This window comes from Streptomyces sp. DH10, from assembly GCF_029813805.1.
Lineage (GTDB): Bacteria > Actinomycetota > Actinomycetes > Streptomycetales > Streptomycetaceae > Streptomyces > Streptomyces coeruleofuscus.
The window spans coordinates 170,863-189,132 of the sequence record NZ_JARVKU010000005.1; the positions used below are offsets into that span (position 1 = coordinate 170,863).

General features: G+C 70.9%; 14 protein-coding genes and 2 pseudogenes. 9 read left to right on the forward strand and 7 right to left on the reverse strand.

Annotated features, from left to right (window positions below; all coding sequences use genetic code 11):
- Window positions 1-55: 55 nt before the first annotated feature.
- The 4 genes and pseudogenes from QC385_RS12575 to QC385_RS12590 all read right to left on the reverse strand — a co-directional run.
- Window positions 56-1,333 (reverse strand): sugar ABC transporter permease, encoded by a 1,278-nt coding sequence (locus tag QC385_RS12575; protein ID WP_397698706.1) that lies wholly within the window; start codon window positions 1,331-1,333, stop codon window positions 56-58.
- Window positions 1,330-2,109, reverse strand: a complete 780-nt coding sequence (locus QC385_RS12580; protein ID WP_279541381.1) for an ATP-binding cassette domain-containing protein — start codon at window positions 2,107-2,109, stop codon at window positions 1,330-1,332. Before QC385_RS12580 ends, QC385_RS12575 begins: the two co-directional genes overlap by 4 nt.
- Before the next feature lie 12 nt (window positions 2,110-2,121).
- Entirely contained in the window at window positions 2,122-3,204 is a 1,083-nt protein-coding gene (locus QC385_RS12585) for a substrate-binding domain-containing protein (RefSeq protein ID WP_279541382.1), read from the reverse strand.
- Between the two features lie 580 nt (window positions 3,205-3,784).
- Window positions 3,785-6,289 (reverse strand): annotated as a pseudogene (locus QC385_RS12590) (SpoIIE family protein phosphatase); the annotation flags it as partial.
- Window positions 6,290-6,568: 279 nt separating this feature from the next.
- Here QC385_RS12590 and QC385_RS12595 point away from each other — a divergent pair.
- Window positions 6,569-6,727, forward strand: a pseudogene (locus QC385_RS12595) (aminoglycoside phosphotransferase); the annotation flags it as partial.
- A gap of 163 nt (window positions 6,728-6,890) precedes the next feature.
- On the forward strand, window positions 6,891-7,358 hold the full coding sequence (locus tag QC385_RS12600; RefSeq protein WP_279541383.1) for a DUF1648 domain-containing protein: 468 nt from the start codon (window positions 6,891-6,893) through the stop codon (window positions 7,356-7,358).
- A gap of 33 nt (window positions 7,359-7,391) precedes the next feature.
- Here QC385_RS12600 and QC385_RS12605 read toward each other — a convergent pair whose 3' ends face one another.
- On the reverse strand, window positions 7,392-8,483 hold the full coding sequence (locus tag QC385_RS12605) for a lytic polysaccharide monooxygenase auxiliary activity family 9 protein (protein ID WP_443032890.1): 1,092 nt from the start codon (window positions 8,481-8,483) through the stop codon (window positions 7,392-7,394).
- 318 nt (window positions 8,484-8,801) lie between these two features.
- On the opposite strand from QC385_RS12605, the gene QC385_RS12610 reads away from it, so the two are divergent.
- Window positions 8,802-9,212, forward strand: a complete 411-nt coding sequence (locus QC385_RS12610; RefSeq protein WP_279541384.1) for an MmpS family transport accessory protein — start codon at window positions 8,802-8,804, stop codon at window positions 9,210-9,212.
- Window positions 9,213-9,386: 174 nt separating this feature from the next.
- Here the strand turns inward: QC385_RS12610 and QC385_RS12615 are convergent, their stop codons facing one another.
- Together QC385_RS12615 and QC385_RS12620 are read right to left on the reverse strand one after the other, a co-directional pair.
- Window positions 9,387-9,905, reverse strand: coding sequence for a hypothetical protein (locus QC385_RS12615; protein WP_279541385.1), 519 nt, complete (start codon window positions 9,903-9,905; stop codon window positions 9,387-9,389).
- 119 nt (window positions 9,906-10,024) lie between these two features.
- A complete protein-coding gene (locus tag QC385_RS12620; protein ID WP_279541386.1) occupies window positions 10,025-11,020 on the reverse strand; it encodes an acetylxylan esterase in 996 nt (331 codons plus the stop codon).
- Window positions 11,021-11,251: 231 nt separating this feature from the next.
- Here QC385_RS12620 and QC385_RS12625 point away from each other — a divergent pair, with 231 nt between their 5' ends.
- From QC385_RS12625 to QC385_RS12650, 6 genes are all read left to right on the forward strand, one after another.
- Window positions 11,252-12,244, forward strand: coding sequence for an ABC transporter permease (locus tag QC385_RS12625; protein WP_279541387.1), 993 nt, complete (start codon window positions 11,252-11,254; stop codon window positions 12,242-12,244).
- Entirely contained in the window at window positions 12,238-13,110 is an 873-nt protein-coding gene (locus QC385_RS12630) for a carbohydrate ABC transporter permease (RefSeq protein WP_279541388.1), read from the forward strand. Before QC385_RS12625 ends, QC385_RS12630 begins: the two co-directional genes overlap by 7 nt.
- Before the next feature lie 112 nt (window positions 13,111-13,222).
- Entirely contained in the window at window positions 13,223-14,878 is a 1,656-nt protein-coding gene (locus QC385_RS12635; RefSeq protein WP_279541389.1) for an ABC transporter substrate-binding protein, read from the forward strand.
- 494 nt (window positions 14,879-15,372) lie between these two features.
- On the forward strand, window positions 15,373-15,576 hold the full coding sequence (locus QC385_RS12640; protein WP_279541390.1) for a hypothetical protein: 204 nt from the start codon (window positions 15,373-15,375) through the stop codon (window positions 15,574-15,576).
- On the forward strand, window positions 15,573-16,256 hold the full coding sequence (locus QC385_RS12645) for a hypothetical protein (RefSeq protein ID WP_279541391.1): 684 nt from the start codon (window positions 15,573-15,575) through the stop codon (window positions 16,254-16,256). The genes QC385_RS12640 and QC385_RS12645 overlap by 4 nt, the downstream gene beginning before the upstream one ends.
- Window positions 16,253-18,259, forward strand: a complete 2,007-nt coding sequence (locus QC385_RS12650) for a beta-galactosidase (RefSeq protein ID WP_279541392.1) — start codon at window positions 16,253-16,255, stop codon at window positions 18,257-18,259. Before QC385_RS12645 ends, QC385_RS12650 begins: the two co-directional genes overlap by 4 nt.
- Window positions 18,260-18,270: the final 11 nt, after the last annotated feature.

The following is an 18,270-nucleotide window of genomic DNA, read 5'->3' on the forward strand; positions in this document are numbered from 1 at the left end:
TTCGGCCCCTACCCATCTTTACCGGTTTTTAGGCATTTCTGGACAAACGTGCTGTTCATGGGCGACCCCGCCGGGCCGCCGCGCGTCTGGAGAGCGCGTCGGCCGCGACGGCGGCCAGCAGCACCCCGCCCGTGATCATGAACTGCACGGCGTCCTCCACGCCCAGCAGCCCCATGCCCGAGGCGATCGACTGGATGACCAGCACACCGAGCAGCACGGACCAGGGCGAGCCGCGCCCGCCGAACAGACTCGTACCGCCGATGACGGCCGCGGCGATCGCGTTGATCAGCAGCATCCCGGAGCCTGCGGCACGGGCCGTCGTGGGGCTCGCCGAGGTCAGGCCCGAGGCCACGAACAGCCCGCCGATCGCGGCCAGCGTCCCCGACACCATGAACATCGCCACGCGCACCCGCTCCACGCTGATGCCCGCCCGCCGCGCCGCCTCGACCCCGCCGCCGAGCGCGTACACCCGCCGCCCGTAGCGGGTGCGGCGCAGCACGTAGTCCGAGACGACGAGGACCACCAGGAAGATCAGCAGCGCGAGCGGCAGCCCCTGGAACCGGTTGAGCGTGTGGGCCGCGGCGAAGGCCAGCACCGCGAGGAGACCGGTGCGCAGCCCGATCTCGCCCGTCGGCCGGTACGGCATCCCGGCGGCCCGGTGCCGGGCGCGCTTGCGGTGGGCGGCCAGGAAGTACCCGGCCGTGCCGAGCGCCGCCACCGCGTACGCCGCCACGTCGTCACCGAAATGCCGGCTGGTCAGGGAGGCGACCAGGCCCTCCTCGTCGATGTTGATGGTGCCGCTCGCGCCCAGCAGGTCGAGCGTGAGGCCGTTCCAGATCAGCAGCCCCGCGAGGGTCACGACGAACGCGGGCACACCGAGCCACGCGAAGAACAACCCGTGGAAGGCGCCCACCGCCATGCCCGCGGCGATCGCCACGATCACCGCGAGCCCCTCCGGCATCCCGTGGTTCACGTTCAGCACGGCGAACGCGGCCCCCGCCAGGCCGCTGACCGAGCCGACCGACAGATCGATCTCCCGGATCAGCAGCACGAACACGATGCCGACGGCGACCAGCCCGGTCCCGACGATGTCCACGCTCAGGTTGGACAGGTTGCGCGGCGAGAGGAACTTGTCGTCCAGCGCCTGGAAGACGATCCAGATCACGATCAGCCCGGCCACCACCAGCAGCGGCCCGCGCTCGGCGTCCCGCACGCTGCCGCGCATCTCCAGGGCGTAGTCGCGCAGGCCGCCGGGCCAGCCGCGGGTGCGCGGCCCGCGGCCGGGCGCGACCGGCCCGGCGCCACCACCCCGGGGCGGTCCGCCCCCGGTCACGGCCACGCCTCCTCGTCGCCCTTCGTACGATGCGCCACGGCGTTGTCCGCCGCCCCCGTGACGGACGAGATGATCTGCTCCTGCGTCACGGTACTGACGTCGAACAGACCGTTGTTGCGGCCCAGCCGCAGCACGGCGACCCGGTCCGCGACGGCCTTGATGTCACCCATGTTGTGGCTGATGAGGATGATCGCCATACCGCGGTCGCGGACCTCCTCGATGAGGTCGAGCAGATGGCTGGTCTGCTCGACGCCCAGGGCGGCGGTGGGCTCGTCGAGCAGCAGCACCTTGGGCGCGCCCATGAGCGAGCGGGAGATCGCGACGGCCTGCCGCTGCCCGGCGGACAGCGACGCGACCGGCATGCGCACGTCGGGGATACGGATCGACAGGGTCCGCATCAGGTCGCGGGCGCGGCGCTCCATCTCCACCTCGTCCAGGATGCCCACCCGGTCGATCTCCCGGCCGAGGAAGAGATTGCCCACGATGTCCAGGTTGTCGCACATGGCGAGGTCCTGGTACACGGTCGCGATGCCCAGGGTGTGGGCGTCGTGCGGGCGTTTGATCTGCACGAGCCGCCCCTCCCACTCGATGACGCCCCGGTCGGCGGGGCTCACGCCCGAGATCACCTTGATCAGCGTGGACTTGCCGGCGCCGTTGTCACCCGCCAGGGCCACGACCTCACCGGCCCGGACCTGGAGGTCGACGTCCACGAGCGCCTGCACGCCGCCGAACCGCTTGGAGATGCCGCGCAACGCCAGGACGGGTGGATGGGCCACGGGATACCTCCCTCACCGGGTGAGTCCGATCCGGTCGCAGGCCGACCGGAGCTTCGGGGTGCAGATCTGGTCGATCGTGTAGATGCCGTCCCGGACGAGGGTCCGGCCGATGGTCCCGGCCGTCACGGAGACCGGGTCGAGCAGCACCGCCGGGACGTCCTTCGTGGTGGGGCTGTCCACGGTCGTCGTGACGAGGGCGTCGAGGTCGTTGCCGCGCGCCAGGGCGATGGCCATGGCGGAGGCCGCCTCGGTCTCCTGCCGGAAGGGCTTGTAGACGGTCATGTACTGCTCGCCCTTGACGATGCGCCGCACGGCGTCGAGGTCGGCGTCCTGGCCGGTGACCGGGGGCAGCGGCGAGACGCGGGCGCTCTTCAGCGCCGCGATGACGCCGGCGGCGATCGAGTCGTTGGCCGCGAGGACGCCGTCGATCCGGTTCGGGCCGAGGGCACTGATCGCGGCGGACATGTGGTCGTGCGCGTTCTCCGTGCGCCAGCCGATGGTGTTGTACGACTTGAGGATCCGCACCTTGTCCTGGAGCACGGACCGCGAGCCGTCCTCGTACCAGGCGGCGTTGGGGCTGGAGGGATCGCCGTTCACCATGACGACCCCGCCGTCGTCGGCCCTGGCCCCCATACCCTTCAGCAGTGCCTCGCCCTGGAGTCTGCCGACCCGGCCGCCGTCGAAACTGACGAAACCCGAGATCGGGCCCTCGGCGAGCCGGTCGTAGGCGACGACCGGGATGCCCGCGCGGTCCGCCGCGCGGACCGAGGAGCGCAGCGCCTTGGGGTCGACGACGTCAAGGATCAGGACGGACACACCCCTGGTGATCATGGAGTTCATCTGCTGCCGCTGGCTCGCCGCGTCGTTCTCCGCGTTGGCGTAGGCGATCGTGCAGTCGGCGCACAGCTCCTTCACCCGCTTCTCGATCAAGGGCTTGTCGGACTGCTCCCAGCGGGGCACCGCGCGGCTGGGCAGCAGCAGCCCGACGGTGAACCCGTCCTCGCCCTGCCCGCCGTCCTCGGTACACCCGGCCAGGGACACCGCCATGACGATCGCGACGAGCCCGGCGCCCAGCCCCCATCTACGGCTCCTCATCCCGGACCTCCCTCCTGGGAACGCTCCGGTCCCCGGGGACCGCTCCGGTCCGGCGCCCGGTGCCGGCCCGGGCTCGGCCCTCACGCGCGTCCGGATTCGGCTCCCGGGCCGGGTCGGTTCGGCCTTCGCCCGCGCTCGGGTCGGGGCCCGGGGTTCGGGCTCGGCTTCGGGCTGGGTCGGGGGGCCTCCGCGTCTTGTGCGTGTCGGGGGTCTGGTCCTGGTCGGGGCCGGGGTCGGGGTTCCGGTTTCGGCTTCGGGTCGTGTCGGGGGTCGTCCGGGTGTCGTGCGTGTCGGGGGTCTGGCCCTCGTCGGGGTCCGGGTTCCGGTTTCGGCTCCGGCTTGGACCAGGGGTCCGGGTCTTGTGCGTGTCGGACGTCTGGCCCTCGTCCGAACCCGGGTTCCGGTCTCGGCTCCGGGATCGGCCGGAGGCCTTGCCTCCGCTGCGGTCGCGGCTGCGGCCGATGCCCCAGCTCCGGTTGCGGCCGATGCCCCAGCCCCGTCCGGGCTCCCGTTCCTCTTCGGGCTCGACCCACGGTGCCGCTTCAGGCGTCGGCTCCGCTTCCGGTTCCTGATCCGCCTCAGGGTCGGGGCGTGACACGACGATCTCGCTCCACACCTGCTTGCCGCCGCCGACCGGCACCGACCCCCAGGCCGCCGACACCGCTTCGACCAGGAAGAGCCCCCGGCCGCCGGTCGACTCCCAGTCCACGACCACCGGCTTGGCCGGCGCCCGGGGCGAGGAGTCGCTCACGGTCACCCGCAACCGGTCCGCGGCCAGGGTCAGATCCAGCCGGAGCGCACCCTGCGTGTGCACCAGCGCGTTCGTGACCAGCTCGGACACCACCAGCAGAACGGTGTCGGCCTCGTCCACGACGTCCCACGAACGCAGCGTGCGCGCGCTGAACCGGCGGGCGTGCATGACCGCGTCCGGCAGCCGCCACACCACCCAGCCCGCCCGCACCGGCCGCACCCGCATCCCGTCGTAGCGCAGCAGCAGCAACGCCACGTCGTCCTCCCGGCGGCCGGCCTCGCCGAGCAACTCGTCCGCCATCCGGCCCGGGTCGGAGGGATCGGCCGCGGCGAGCGCCTCGCGCACGATCCGCATCCCCTCGTCCACGTCCAGCTCGGCCGACTCGACCAGCCCGTCCGTCACCAGCGCGAGCACCGAGCCGGGCGCCAGCGCCAACGCCGTCAGCGGGAACTCCGCGTCCTCCAGCACGCCCAGCGGAAGTCCGCCCTCGACCGCGATCTCCTCCGTGCCGCCGTCGGGATGACGTACCAGCGGGGACAGGTGCCCGGCCCGCACGAACAGCGCGTTGCCCTCCTCCATGTCCAGCTCGACGTAACAGCACGTGGCGAACAGGTCGGTCTCCATGCCGACGAGCAGCCGGTTGGCGTGCGAGACGACCACATCCGGCGGATGACCCTCCACGGCGTAGGCCCGGACCGCCGTACGCATCTGACCCATGATCGTCGCGGCTCCGGCGCTGTGCCCCTGCACATCACCGATGACCAGGGCCACCTTCCCATCCGACAGCGCGATCACGTCGTACCAGTCGCCGCCCACCTGGAGCCCGCGCCGGGCCGGCAGATAACGGGCCACGGCCGTGCCCCCGGGCAACTCGGGGAGTCGGCGCGGCAGCAGGCTGCGCTGGAGCATCGTCGCGAGTTCCTGCTCGGCGTCGTAGGCGTGCGCGCGGATCAGGGCCTGCCCCACCAGCCCCGCGGTCGCCGTCAGCAGGGCCCGCTCCTCGGGCGCGAACTCGTGCGGCGCGTCCCAGCCGACCAGGCACACCCCGGCCACCCTGCCCTTCGCCGGCAGCGGCAGGACCGCGAGCCCGCCCGGGCCGATCCCCGCGAGCCCGGGCTCCAGCACGGCACCCGCCGGCCACAGGCTCATCCGCCCGTCCCGCAGCGCCGCCTGGAGCGTGGGCAGGGCGGTGACCGGCGCGTCGGGCCACTCCGAGCGCCACTCGGAACGCCACAGCTCCGGCCAGGCGCCGGCCCCCGGCGGATCGAGCACGGTGACCGCCAGCCGCTCCTCCAGCAGCTCGGCGAGCGCCACCCGGTCGGCACCCAGCGGCTCGCGCAGCGCGGCGACCACCACGCGGCTGACGTCCCGGACCGTCGTGGCGTCGTCGAGCGCGGCCGTCAGCCACTGGATCCGGGCGACGTCGCTGGCGCTCCGGCGCAGCACGGGTGCCGCGGTCACCACACCCAGCACCCGCTCCGGGGAGCCGTCGGGTCCCTTCAGCACGCGGCAGTTCAGGCGCAGCCAGCACAGTTCGCCGGTGGCCCGGCGGGTACGGAATTCCAGTTCCCGGCGCCCGGGGGTCTGCGCGGACGGTTCGATGACCGACATCAGGGCCGGGACGTCCTCCGGGACGCTGTACGAGAGCAGGGAGTCGGTCTTGCCGTCGAAGCCGCCCTCGGGGACGCCCACCAGTTCGAGCAGGGCCGGGTCGGTCTCGACCAGCCCGGTCCCAGGGGTCAGGGCGAAGGAACCGACCCCCAGGGCACGCAGGGCGGAGTCCAGCAGGGGGGAGGGGGCGGACCGGTCGGCCTCTCCCCGGAGCCGTCCGGCGACCGCCTCGGCATACCGCTCCAGAAACTCCCGCTGCTCGGCCCCGAACCCCTCCCCGGCCTCTCCCACCACGACCAGGCACCCCAGCCAGCCGCCGGCGGCCCCCAGCGGCACCGCCCCGAGCGGCGCACCGGCGACTCCGCCTTCCTGCCGGCTCGCGAGCCACAGCGGCCGCCCGCTCCGGAAGGCCTCCACCACGGCGGGCCCACTGTCTCCCGACGCCGCCGCGTAGCCCGGCTCCGGAGCGGGCGAAGTGCCCCCGCCGTGCCGCACGCGACTCGGCAACCCGTACCGCTCCGGCTCGCCGCCGGCCGCCTCCACCAGCCGGAGCTCCGCACCGTGCTCGCTCCGTACGTACACCGCCGCCAGAGCCACCCCGGCGAACGCCAGGACCCGCTCCCGTGCGGCGGACTCCGGCGTGCGACGAGACGAACCGGTGCCCGCGTGCCCCGGCGCCCGAAGGCCGGGGGCCGCGGCCCGGGCATCGCCGAAATGGGGCATGTCCGCATCCACCTCCCGTCCATGCCGCAGCTACCGGCAGGTGGGAGTCCCCGGAACTCAGGCGACGACGACGCGGCGGATCCACGCCCCACATGAGCGGCAGGGCACCCACACACAGAATCGCACACCTGGATAACAGCGACATATGGGACAGACTGGGACCGGGGGCGATCGACGGACCGGCTCGGTCGGCACATCCCGCGTTTTCCGGCCACTCGCGTGTCCGGCGAGCCGCCACCCGGTCTCCCGTGAGCCGCCGCCCCGCTAACGTTGCGCCGGATGGCCCACACCGAAACCGAGATCACGGCGGCATGATCAAGGGGCTGCTGCGCGACCGGCACCCCGACCTGGCCGATCTCCCTGCACGGCTCGGCGCGCGCGGCTGGGTGGGACAACCAGCTCTGGCGCCTCGGTGACGACCTGGCCGTCCGGCTGCCCCGGCGGCAAGCCGACCTGGAGCCCACCGGCCCACACGGCACTGCGCCGCATCCTCGCGACGGCAGGCCGCCAGGGGGTGTCCGGCCCAGCTGTTCCATTCGGATAGGGACAACGGCACGAAGAACAGCAACACGAAGAACAACGACACGAGGGGGAGAGTCAGATGTCCGTCATCCGCAGGGGCGCCCTGACCGCCGCTCCGTTCGCCATCGCCACCGCTGCCTACGTCGGTGTGTTTCTGGCGAGCTACGACCGGCTGCCCGGGCGGATCGCCACCCACTTCTCGGGGGACGGTGCGGCCGACGGCTTCACGAGCCGGGCCGCCGCGCTGTGGGTCGGCGGTGGGGTACTCGTCGGTCTCGGACTGCTGTTCACCGTCCTGGTCCTGGTCTCCAAGGAGAATTCGAAGTCGAGGCTGACCGCCGCGGTCGGCGCCGGCACGGCCGTCACGCTCGGCTACCCGTTGGTCCTCACCGTCCTTGTCAACACGGACGTCCAGAACCCGGCTGAGGTGCAACTGCCCGTGTGGCACGTGGCTGTACTGCTGCTCGCGGGCGTGGCCACGGGCGGGCTGACCTGGTGGCTGATGAGGCGGGGAAGCCTGAAGCCGGGGACCGAACGGGCCCGGTGACCGACGGCCACCGGGCCCGCCCGAAGCGATGGATCAGCCGACCCGGCAGGGCAGGCTCGTCGTACTGTCACCGCCCGATCCGGAGACGGTGTAGCCGAACGTCGCGCTCTTGCCCGGATCGAGGGAACCGTTCCAGCCGGCGTTGTGGACCATCACCGACTGGCCGTTGTAGGTGGCGCTGCCGCTCCACAGGTTCTCGATCCGCTGGCCGGACGGCAGCGTCCAGTCGACCATCCAGCCGAGCATCGGGACGGTGCCGGTGTTGGTGACGGTCACCTCGGACTGGTAGCCGCCGTTCCAGTTGCCGGTCGTCTTGCGGGTGGCCGTGCAGGTGCCGGGCACCGGCTCGTTCGGGGTGCCCGGCTGCTTGATGCCGGTCACCTCGCCGTTACCGCCGTCGAAGACGACGTCCGAGCAGGAGTAGAAGGTCTCCTGGCTGTCGGAGCGCTGCCAGACCATGTAGATGATGTGGCGGCCCGACTTGCCCTCGGGGAGCTTGCCGGTCCAGGAGTAGTTGGCCTCGACCGTGCCCGGGGAGCCGTTCAGCGGCGGGTGGTCGACGCTCAGGAACGGCCGCTCCTCCATGTCGTTCCAGGTGAGCGTCTTCGTCGGGTCGAAGCCGTCCTTGGTGATGTAGACGTAGAACCAACCCGGGTGCGCCGCCCAGGCGTTGTACGAGAAGTCGACCGTCGCGCCCGAGGTGAGGTGGGTGAGCGGCCAGTCCTTGCTGGGCGTGTTGAACCCGGTGAAGTTGGTGTTGCCGCCGCTGCACAGCTCGCCGTCCGGTACGAAGCCCCGGGTGCGGCCGGCGCCGTCCGAGCGCAGCACCGAGAACCAGTTGTAGAACGGCGTGGTGCCGCTGACCTGCTGCGCGCCCCGGCACGCCGGGTTGACCGGCTTGATCTCACCGGTGTCGGTCAGACCGTCCTGCCAGCACAGGAAGGTGCGGCTGCCGGGCTTCATGGGGGTGCCGTGCGCCTCCGCCTCGCCACCGGCCGTCATGACCAGGCCGAGGGCCGGAACGGTGACGAGGAGGGAGAGCAGGACCAGGAAGAGGGCTCTGGTCCGGGTGGAGAGCGCTGATCGGGGCGTGGGGGATCCCCCCGCGTTTCTTGTCATGATCATGACAGCATCGTCCGTTCCTCGAGGTACGGGCCTGTGGATGCGTGTGCGCGGATGCGCGGGATGGGAGCGACTCCATGGCGGGTTCCGGTCCACCGTTATGGGAGCGCTCCCATCCCGCTGTTGCGGAAGTTAGCGCCGGGCGGCGCGGTTGTCTACGGCTGCGGCGCAAGAGCGCCGGTCAGGACGGGCGGGCGCCCGGGTCGGCGCATCCGGCCTCACTGCCGCCTGACGAACTGGCGTCGGATTCTGTGAAGTTGACTTTGCTTCCCCTTCACGGTTGGCTGCGGATCCGACCTTTCATGATCCGGGGGGATCTCTGTGAACCGCACCATCCGTGCAGCCGTCTGCGCCGTCGCCACCGCCGGTCTCGCGCTCGCTCTCAGCTCCTGTTCCGAGGCGGTCGACCAGGTCGACAAGGCAGTGGACGAGACGTACGAAGTCACCTACGAGGTCACGGGGAAGAACGTCGACTCGATCGAGTTCCACGGTGGCGGTGGCAAGGCCATGGAGCCGAAGGTCGAGTCGGTGCCGAAGCCCGAACTGCCCTGGAAGAAGACGGTCACGCTGCGCGGCATCATGCCCGCGGCGGTCATGCCGGTCGCCGCGGACCCCGAAGGCGCCCAGGTCACCTGCAAGATCATCCACAAGGGCAAGGTGCTCGAGGAGCAGAGTGCCGATGGTCTGGTGACCGCGGGCGGCTGCACCGCGGAGTCCCCGGTGGGGAAGTAACTCCGACGGGGAGTAACTCTGACGGGGATTAACTCCGAATCGCGGGGCCTCAGGGCGGGTCGGCGTCCCGCACCCGGAGTCCCGGCCGGACCTCAGGTCGACGAACCGGGTCCCGGCCGGACCTCGGGTCGCTGGGGCCTGACAGCCACCGCAGAGGAAGCCCCGAGGGTTGCCTCAGTCGTCGGCGGCGACGATGAGCGTGATCCGCTCGGCCGAGCGGTCGATGAGCACGAACTCGTGGAAGTAGTCGTGCACGCGTCCCCAGTCATGAATCGCCTCGTCACCGAGCTCGCTGAGGTAGTAGATGCCATCGGCTGCGGTTAGACGGGCGAACACCTCCCGCTGCAGATCTGCCTCCAACTCGGTGGACACGTCCCAGAGCGGTTCCATCCACTCCCGCAGGATCTGCACGGCCTTCTCATGGCTGATGGGCTCGTACAGGTCAGGCGTGATCAACCGCAGCCAGTAAGGACCGTGGCGGGGCCCGTCCGGCAGCACTCCGCCACCCGCATAGTCGTCCCGGAACTGCTCATGCCCAATCAGTGCGGCCAGCAGCCCGCTATCGTCCACGGACTCTGCGGCGAAGCGGAGCTGCTTGATGTCGACCCACCGAAACCCGTGCTCCATCGGATCCGGGACGTAGCGTCGAAAGTTGATGAAGGCGCTTTCCTCGTGAGCGAGCCCGTTGTCCATAGCGCCAGCCTAGAAGGCAGACAAGAGGTCCCTGCCGACTCACCGGACAGGCCCTGGCCGAGTCCCGGCCGGACCTCAGGTCGGCGAACCCCGAACGGTGACCGCGAACGGTGCGGGCGTCACTCCGGTTCGCCCAATACCTCCCGCACCCAGCCCAGTTGGCGCCGCACCTGCACCGCGTCACCCCCCTCGTGCCCGTTGAACGGATACGCGTGGATCTCCTTGCGCGGGTCCGTGCCGGTCAGTTCGGCATAGCGGTTGAACGCGGCGTACGCCCCGCTCGGCGGGCACACCGTGTCCCGCAGCCCCACGCCGAAGTGAGCCGGAGCCTGCGCGCGACGGGCGAAGGAGACGCCCTCGACGTAGGAGAGCGTGCGGCAGGCGTCGTGCTCGGCGCCACGGTGGACGGCGAGGTAGGACGCGATCTCGCCGTACGGCCCCGCGTCCGTGAGGTCGAGCGCGCGGCGGATGCCGCACAGCAGCGGGGCGGTGACGAGCAGCGCCGCCAGGTCGGGGACGAGCCCCGCGACCGCCAGAGCCAGCCCGCCGCCCTGGCTGTTGCCGGCGGCCACGGTCCGCGCGGGGTCGACGCCGGGCAGCTCCCGGACCGCCGTGACCGCGCGCACCGCATCCGTGATCAGGCGCCGGTAGTGGTAGTCCTCGGGAGCGAGCAGGCCGCGCACCGCCGGGCCGGGGCCGCCCGGGGCGGTGGCGTGCGGGTCGGGCGTATCGCCGCCGCAGCCGTACTCGTCGCCCTGGCCGCGGTTGTCCATGAGCAGGTGCGCGTACCCGGCGTTCACCCACGTCAGGCGCTCGTGCGGCAGGCCCCGGCCGCGTCCGTACCCGGCGAACTCGACGACGGCGGGCAGGGGTTCCTCGATCCCGGCCGGCCTGCTGAACCACGCGCGTACCGGGTCGCCCGCGAAACCCCGGAACGTCACGTCCCAGGTCCGCGTCAGCCGCAGGCCCGTCTCCACCGGCCGCACCGACACCAGCGGGTCCGATTGGCCGGCCTCCTTGAGCGTGCGCAGCCAGAACGCGTCGAAGTCGGCGGGCTCCGCGACGTCCGGGCGATGGCGCTCCAGTTCCGTCAGCGGCAGGTCGAAAGCGGGCACGACGGCACCTCGCAGGAATCGGTGGTCGTCCAGAAACTTGCGGCGGACGACGGGTGGCAGGTCCCTGGGGTCTACCCAGGTTCGATGTGATCCCAACGCGGCACAAGCGCCTCAACCGACTGCCGCTGCACCCATTGACAGCGCTTTCTGCTGCCCTTAGGTTGCCGCGAAGTTACCGGTAAGAGCTCGAAAGTTTCGGTTCCGCGTCCCATGCTCCGGGAGGCCCGAGCAATGAGCACGTCCACCACGTCGGCCCCGCCGGGCACCGAGAATCCGCCTCCGGCCCCAGCCGCACCCCGACGCGGCAAGCGGGACCCCGCCCGGACCGGCTGGCGGCGGGCGCTGCGCCGCGACTGGCAGTTGTACTCGCTGGCGATCCTGCCGCTGCTGTTCTTCCTGGTCTTCCGCTACCTGCCGATGATCGGCAACGTCATCGCCTTCCGGCGTTTCGAGCCGGGCGGGTCGATCTTCGGCGAGGAGTGGGTGGGGCTGCGCTATGTGCAGATGTTCCTCAGCGACCCCACCTTCTGGCAGGTGTTCCGCAACACCCTGTGGATCGGCGGGCTCACGCTGCTGTTCTGCTTCCCGGTCCCGATCGTGCTGGCGTTGCTGCTCAACGAGGTGCGCCGGCGCTCCCTGAAGCGGTTCGTGCAGTCGGTGTCGTACCTTCCGCACTTCCTGTCGATCGTGATCGTCGCGGGCATCACCATGCAGATGCTGGCCAGTGACGGCCCGGTCAACCACATCCTCGGCTGGTTCGGCCATGAACCGATCCGCTTCATCCAGGAGCCCGAGTGGTTCCGCACCATCTACGTCGGCTCCGAGATCTGGCAGACCGCCGGCTGGGGCACGATCCTCTACCTCGCCGCGCTCACCACGATCGACGAGGACCTGTACGAGGCCGCGCGCATCGACGGGGCCAACCGCTGGCAGCAGATCTGGCACGTCACCCTGCCCGGCATCCGGCCCACCATGGTCACGCTGCTGATCCTCAACGTCGGCGCGTTCATGGCGGTCGGTTTCGAGAAGGTCCTGCTGCTGTACAACCCGCTGACGTATCCGACCGCCGACGTGATCTCGACGTACGTCTACCGGTCCGGCGTGGAGTCCAACAGCTTCAGCTACGCCGCCGCCATCGGACTGTTCGAGGCGGTCATCGGCCTGATCCTCATCACGTCCGCCAACCAGCTCTCGCGCCGCACAGTGGGGACCAGCCTGTGGTGAAGCCGAGTCGTTCCTACCGGGTCTTCCAGGGAGTCAACGGGGTGGTCCTCACCCTCGTCGTGCTGGTGACCCTGTACCCCTTCGTCAACATCCTCGCGCGGTCCTTCAGCGGGGAGCGGCAGATCCGGGCCGGTGAGGTGACCCTGCTGCCCAAGGGGTTCAACCTCACCACGTACGAGATCGTGTTCCAGGACTCGATGTTCTGGCGGAACTACGGCAACACCGTGCTGTACACGGTCGTGGCGACGGCCGTGGCCATGGTGCTGACGACCTGTTACGCCTACGTGCTGTCGAAGAAGCACCTCAAGGGCCGAGGCGTACTCGTCGGGATCGCCGTGTTCACCATGTTCTTCACCGGTGGCCTGATCCCTAACTACATCCTGGTCACCAGCCTCGGCCTGAAGAACAGCGTCTGGGCGATCGCCCTGCCCAACGCGATCAGCGTCTTCAACCTCCTGGTCATGAAGGCCTTCTTCGAGAACCTGCCGACCGAACTGGAGGAGGCCGCGCAGATCGACGGCCTCAGCACGTACGGCACCCTGCTCAGGATCGTGCTGCCGCTGTCCAAGGCGGTCGTCGCGACGATGGTGCTGTTCTACTCGGTGTCCTTCTGGAACTCCTGGTTCAGCGCCTTCCTCTACATGGACCGGACGGATCTGATGCCGGTCACCGTCTATCTGCGCAACCTCATCCAGGGCGCCACCGGCGGCGGCAACGCCGGCGCGGGCACGGAGCAGCTGAGCCAGGTCGGCGCGAACATCCAGTCGGTGACCATCGTCCTCACCGCCCTGCCGATCCTCTGCGTGTACCCGTTCGTCCAGCGCTACTTCGTCTCGGGCGTGATGCTCGGCGCGGTCAAGGGCTGATGCCGCCTCCTCAACGCGCCTACGGGCCAACTCGCCCACGGGCCAACGCGCCCACTCGCCCACGGGCCCACTCGCTTACGGATCAACTCGCTTACGGAACAAAGGAGTCTCCGTGCAGAACGCAGGACAGCTCTCCCGGCGTCAGATACTCGCCGCCGCCGGCTTCATCGGGCTCGCCACGCTCACCGGCTGCGGCAGCGGGGATGACGGCGGGGACGGCAAGGACCTGTCGAAGAAGCAGAACGGCGCGATGAAGAACTACCGGGCCGGGCAGCAGTTCAAGGCCGCCAAGCCGCTGTCCTTCTCGGTGCTGCACAACAACAACCCGGTTTACCCGATGAAGGACGGCTGGCTGTTCTGGAAGGAACTCACCAAGCGCACCGGGGTGACCCTCAAACCGGTCGACGTCCCGCTGGCCGACTACGAGAAGAAGCGCAGCGTCCTCATCGGCGCGGGCGACGCCCCGTTCCTGATCCCGAAGACGTACCACCCCTCCGAGGTCGCCTTCGTCTCGTCGGGCGCGATCCTCCCGGTGAGCGACTACGTGCACCTGATGCCCAACTTCCGCGACAAGGTGCGCAAATGGAAGCTGGAGCCCGAGCTCGACTCGATCCGCCAGTCCGACGGAAAGTACTACCTGCTGCCCGGCCTGCACGAGAAGGCCAAGGCGGGTTACTCGCTGTCCTTCCGCACGGACGTCCTCGACAAGCACGGCCTGAGCCTGCCCACCACCTGGGACGAAGTCCATGACGTCCTCAAGGCGCTCAGGGAGGAGTACCCCCGCACGTACCCCTTCTCCGACCGCTGGAGCACCAACACCCCGTTCCCCTGCGGCGCCCTGTTCGGCTACCTGGGCCAGGCCTTCGGCGTCCGGGCCGGATGGGCGTACGACAACATCAGCTTCGACCACAAGGCGCAGAAGTTCGTCTTCACCGGCGCCCAGGACGGCTACCGCCGGATGGTCGAGTACCTGCGCGGGCTCGTCGCCGAGAAGCTCATGGACCCCGAGAGCTTCAGCCAGACCGACGACCAGGCCGTGCAGAAGCTGCTCGCCGAGAAGTCCTACGCGATCAGCGCCAACCCCCAGGAGCTGGTGCAGAACTACCGCTACAACCTGGAGAAGCAGGTCGACGGGGCCAGGATCGAGATGGTGCCGGTGCCCCTCGGACCGGCCGGCCCGGTGGTGCTCGGCGGCACCCGCCTGGAGAACGGCGTCATGGTCGCCGGCAAGGCCCTCAAGAGCGACAGCTTCGTCGCGATGATGCAGTTCCTGGACTGGCTCTGGTACTCCGACGAGGGCCAGAAGTTCTGCAAGTGGGGCGTCGAGGGCGTCACCTACACCGAGTCCGGCGGCCGGCCCGAGCTGAAGCCCGGAATCTCCCTGATGGGCTCCGATGCGGACGCCCCGAAGGACCTCCAGAAGGACTACGGCTTCTTCAACGGCGTCTTCACCTACGGCGGCAGCTGGGCCCTGGTCTCCTCCTCGTTCAGCCCGGACGAGAAGAGGTTCCAGGACGCCATGTCCCAGCGCGAGCAGCTGCCCATCGACCCGGCCCACCCGCTCCAGTCCTTCGAGCAGGAACAGTCGACCCTCTGGGACACCCCGCTCAAGGACCACGTCATCCAGAACACCCTCCAGTTCGTCCTCGGCAAGCGGCCCCTGTCCGAATGGAACGCCTACCTCGCCGAACTGAAGTCGAAGAACATGCAGCAGCTCGTCGACCTGCACAACAAGGCGTACGAGCGGTTCAGGAAGGAGAACGGGTGATCCGCGTCCTCGACGCGCCGACCGGCCGGCTGCCCGGCGCCCGGCGACACCGCGCCGCCACCGGCCGCCACGACCTCGCCCCGCGCCGCGAGGTCCGGGGCTCCGCCGAGCCCGCGCGTACCTGTCGGCGGCCGGCTGCTGACGTCGGCCGCGTCGGTGTGGCCTTGCGTCGCGAGGTCCGGGGCTCCGCCGAGCCTGCGCCTGCCTGTCGGCGGTCGGCTGTTGACGTCGGCCGCGTCGGTGTGGCCTTGCGTCGCGAGGTCCGGGGCTCCGCCGAGCCTGCGCCTGCCTGTCGGCGGTCGGCTGCTGACGTCGGCCGCGTCGGTGTGGCCTTGCGTCGCGAGGTCCGGGGCTCCGCCGAGCCCGCGCGCACCTGTCGGCGGTCGGCTGCTGACGTCGGCGGTGTCGGTGTGGCCTTGCGTCGCGAGGTCCGGGGCTCCGCCGAGCCTGCGCCTGCCTGTCGGTGGTCGGTTGCTGACGTCGGCGGTGTCGGTGTGGCCTTGCGTCGCGAGGTCCGGGGCTCCGCCGAGCCCGCGCGCACCCACCGGCGACTGACCGCCGACGCCGACCGCGTCTGTCCGCCCCCGCTCCTGCCCCTGGGCCGCCACGAGGTCACCCTCGTCGAGCTCACCCCGGTCGCCGACGAGACCCCGCCCTGGTGGGACGAGTGGCGCCTGTCCGGCCGGGGGGCGGCATGAGCACCGCACGCGCCTCCGACTTCGGCACCGGTTCCCTCTCCCGCGCCTCCGCACTGATCCACACCGTCCTCACCGTCGAAGCGCTGCTGCTCCTCGCCGCCTCCCCGGGCCTGGCCGGACTGCTCCTGCTGGGCCCCGACCCCGCCAACCTGCCCCTCGCGGCCCTGTGCCTGCTGCCCCTCGGACCGGCCCTGTCCGCCGCCCTCTACGCCCTCCACCACCGCAGCCGCGACCTCACCGAACTGCACCCGGCCCGTGCCTACCTGCGCGGCTGGCGGCTCAACGCCGTACCGGCGCTGAAGCTGTGGACACCCCTGCTGGCCTGGCTGACCGTCATCGCCTTCACCCTCACTCACTTCTCGGCCACGGGTCTGCCCGGCTGGTGGGCGGTCCTGCTCGTGGTCACGGGCGCGGGCTCCCTCCTCTGGGGCGCGCACGCCCTCGTCCTCACCTCGCTGTTCGCCTTCCGCGCCCGGGACACCGCCCGCCTCGCCGGGTACTTCCTGTTCCGGCACGGCCGCGCCACCCTCGCCGCCGCCTCCCTGCTCGTCCTGGCGGCAGCGATGACGGCCCTGCTGACCGAGGCCCTGCCCGCCCTGCTGGCCGCCCCGCTGCTGCTGTCCCTGCTGCACGGCAGCCGCACGGTGATCACCGAGACCCAGGAGGACTTCACGGCATGACCGCGCCCCGCACGCCGAAGATCCCGTACGGCGGTGACTACAACCCCGAGCAGTGGCCCGAGACCGTCCGGGACGACGACCACCGCCTGTTCACCCGGGCCGGCATCGACACCCTCACCGTCGGCGTGTTCACCTGGTCCCTCACCCAACCGGCCCCGGACACCTACGACTTCGCGGTCCTGGACCGCATCCTGGACCGTGCCGCCGCCGAGGGACGCCAGATCTGCCTGGCCACCGGCACCGCCGCCCTCCCGCCCTGGCTCGCCAAACGGCACCCCGAGGTCAACCGCACCGACTTCGAGGGCCGCCGCCACCGCTACGGTCAGCGCCACAACTTCTGCCCCAGCTCACCGGCGTACCGCGAACACGCCACCGCGCTGGCCTCCCGCCTCGCCGAGCGGTACGCCGACCATCCCGCCCTGCTCGCCTGGCACATCAACAACGAGTACGGCGGCGCCTGTTACTGCGAGCTGTGCGCCGAGGCGTTCCGCGAGTGGCTCCGCGACCGGCACGGCACCCTCGACGCCCTCAACGACGCCTGGTGGACGACCTTCTGGTCGCACCGCTACACCGACTGGGACCAGATCGAGCCGCCCAACGCCCTCACCGAACACTGGCGTGGCCCCGACCACACCGCTTTCCAGGGCATCACCCTCGACTGGTTCCGCTTCACCACCGACGCCCTCCTCGGCTGCTTCCTGGCCGAGAAGGAGGTGATCCGCGCCCACGACCCGGACACCCCCGTCACCACCAACTTCATGGGCACCTTTCGCCCCCTCGACTACCACCGCTGGGCGCCCCACCTCGACTTCGCCTCCTGGGACAACTACCCGCCCCTCGACGCCCCGCCGACCCGGCCCGCCCTCGCCCACGACCTGATGCGCGGCCTGAAGGACGGCGCCCCCTTCTGGCTGATGGAGCAGACCCCGTCGACGACGGCCTGCCGTGACGTCAACCCGTTGCGGCGACCCGGTGAACTCCGCCTCGCCACCTTCCAGGCCATCGCCCACGGCGCGGACGCCGCCCTCTACTTCCAGATGCGCGCCTCACGAGGCGCCTGCGAGAAGTACCACGGGGCCGTCATCGGCCACGCGGGCCGCGACGACACCCGCGTCTTCCGCGAAGTGGCCGAACTGGGCCGGGAGTTGGAGTCCCTGGGCGACCGGACCCTCGGCGCCCGCACCCCGGCCCGCACCGCCCTCCTCTTCGACTGGGACAGCTGGTGGGCCCTGGAGATCTCCGACGGCCCGTCCCGGCTGGTCAAGTACCCGGACGTGGTCCACGCCTACTACCGGGCCGCCCGCGAGGCCGGCGCCGACGTGGACGTGATCCCGCAGACCGCCGGCCTCACGCCCTACGACGTGGTGCTCGCCCCCGCCCTCCACATGGTCAAGGGCGACCTCGCCACCCGCCTGGAAGAAGTCGCCGCACGCGGCGGCACGGTCCTGACCACCTTCCTCTCCGGCCGGGTCGACGAGCACGACCGTGCCTTCCTCACCGACGTCCCCGGCCCGCTCGCCCCTCTGATGGGCATCCGCGTGGACGAATGGGACGCCCGCCCACCGGAGTTCACCCAACCCGTCCCCGAACTGACCGCCGAGGCACGGCTCGTCTTCGAGATCGTCCTCCCACGCGGCGCCGAACCGTTCGCCACCTACGGCACCGACTTCTACGCCGGCACCCCCGCCGTCACCCGCAACCGCTTCGGCGACGGCGAGGGCTGGTACGTCGCCACCGCCCTCGACCAGCCGGGCGTCGACCAGGTCGTCCGCCGGATCCTGGCCCGCCACGACCTGCTCGGCCCCTACGCCGACCACCCCGCGGTGGAGACCGCCACCCGTGTCACCCCCGACGGCACCCCCCTCCTCTTCCTCCTCAACCACGCCCCCGAACCGGCCCGCCTGACCGCCCACACCACGGCCACCGACCTGCTCACCGGCAAACGGGTCGAGCAGGGCGAACCCCTGGTCCTCGACCCTCTGGGCGTCGCGATCCTTCAGTAGAGTCGCGCGCT

What these genes read in the sequence shown, in the direction of transcription:
- QC385_RS12585 (WP_279541382.1), bottom strand. Translation starts at nt 3,204, where the DNA reads ATGAGGAGCCGTAGATGGGGGCTGGGCGCCGGGCTCGTCGCGATCGTC.
- QC385_RS12600 (WP_279541383.1), top strand. Translation starts at nt 6,891, where the DNA reads ATGTCCGTCATCCGCAGGGGCGCCCTGACCGCCGCTCCGTTCGCCATC.
- QC385_RS12605 (WP_443032890.1), bottom strand. Translation starts at nt 8,483, where the DNA reads ATGATCATGACAAGAAACGCGGGGGGATCCCCCACGCCCCGATCAGCG.
- QC385_RS12615 (WP_279541385.1), bottom strand. Translation starts at nt 9,905, where the DNA reads ATGGACAACGGGCTCGCTCACGAGGAAAGCGCCTTCATCAACTTTCGA.
- QC385_RS12625 (WP_279541387.1), top strand. Translation starts at nt 11,252, where the DNA reads ATGAGCACGTCCACCACGTCGGCCCCGCCGGGCACCGAGAATCCGCCT.
- QC385_RS12645 (WP_279541391.1), top strand. Translation starts at nt 15,573, where the DNA reads ATGAGCACCGCACGCGCCTCCGACTTCGGCACCGGTTCCCTCTCCCGC.
- QC385_RS12650 (WP_279541392.1), top strand. Translation starts at nt 16,253, where the DNA reads ATGACCGCGCCCCGCACGCCGAAGATCCCGTACGGCGGTGACTACAAC.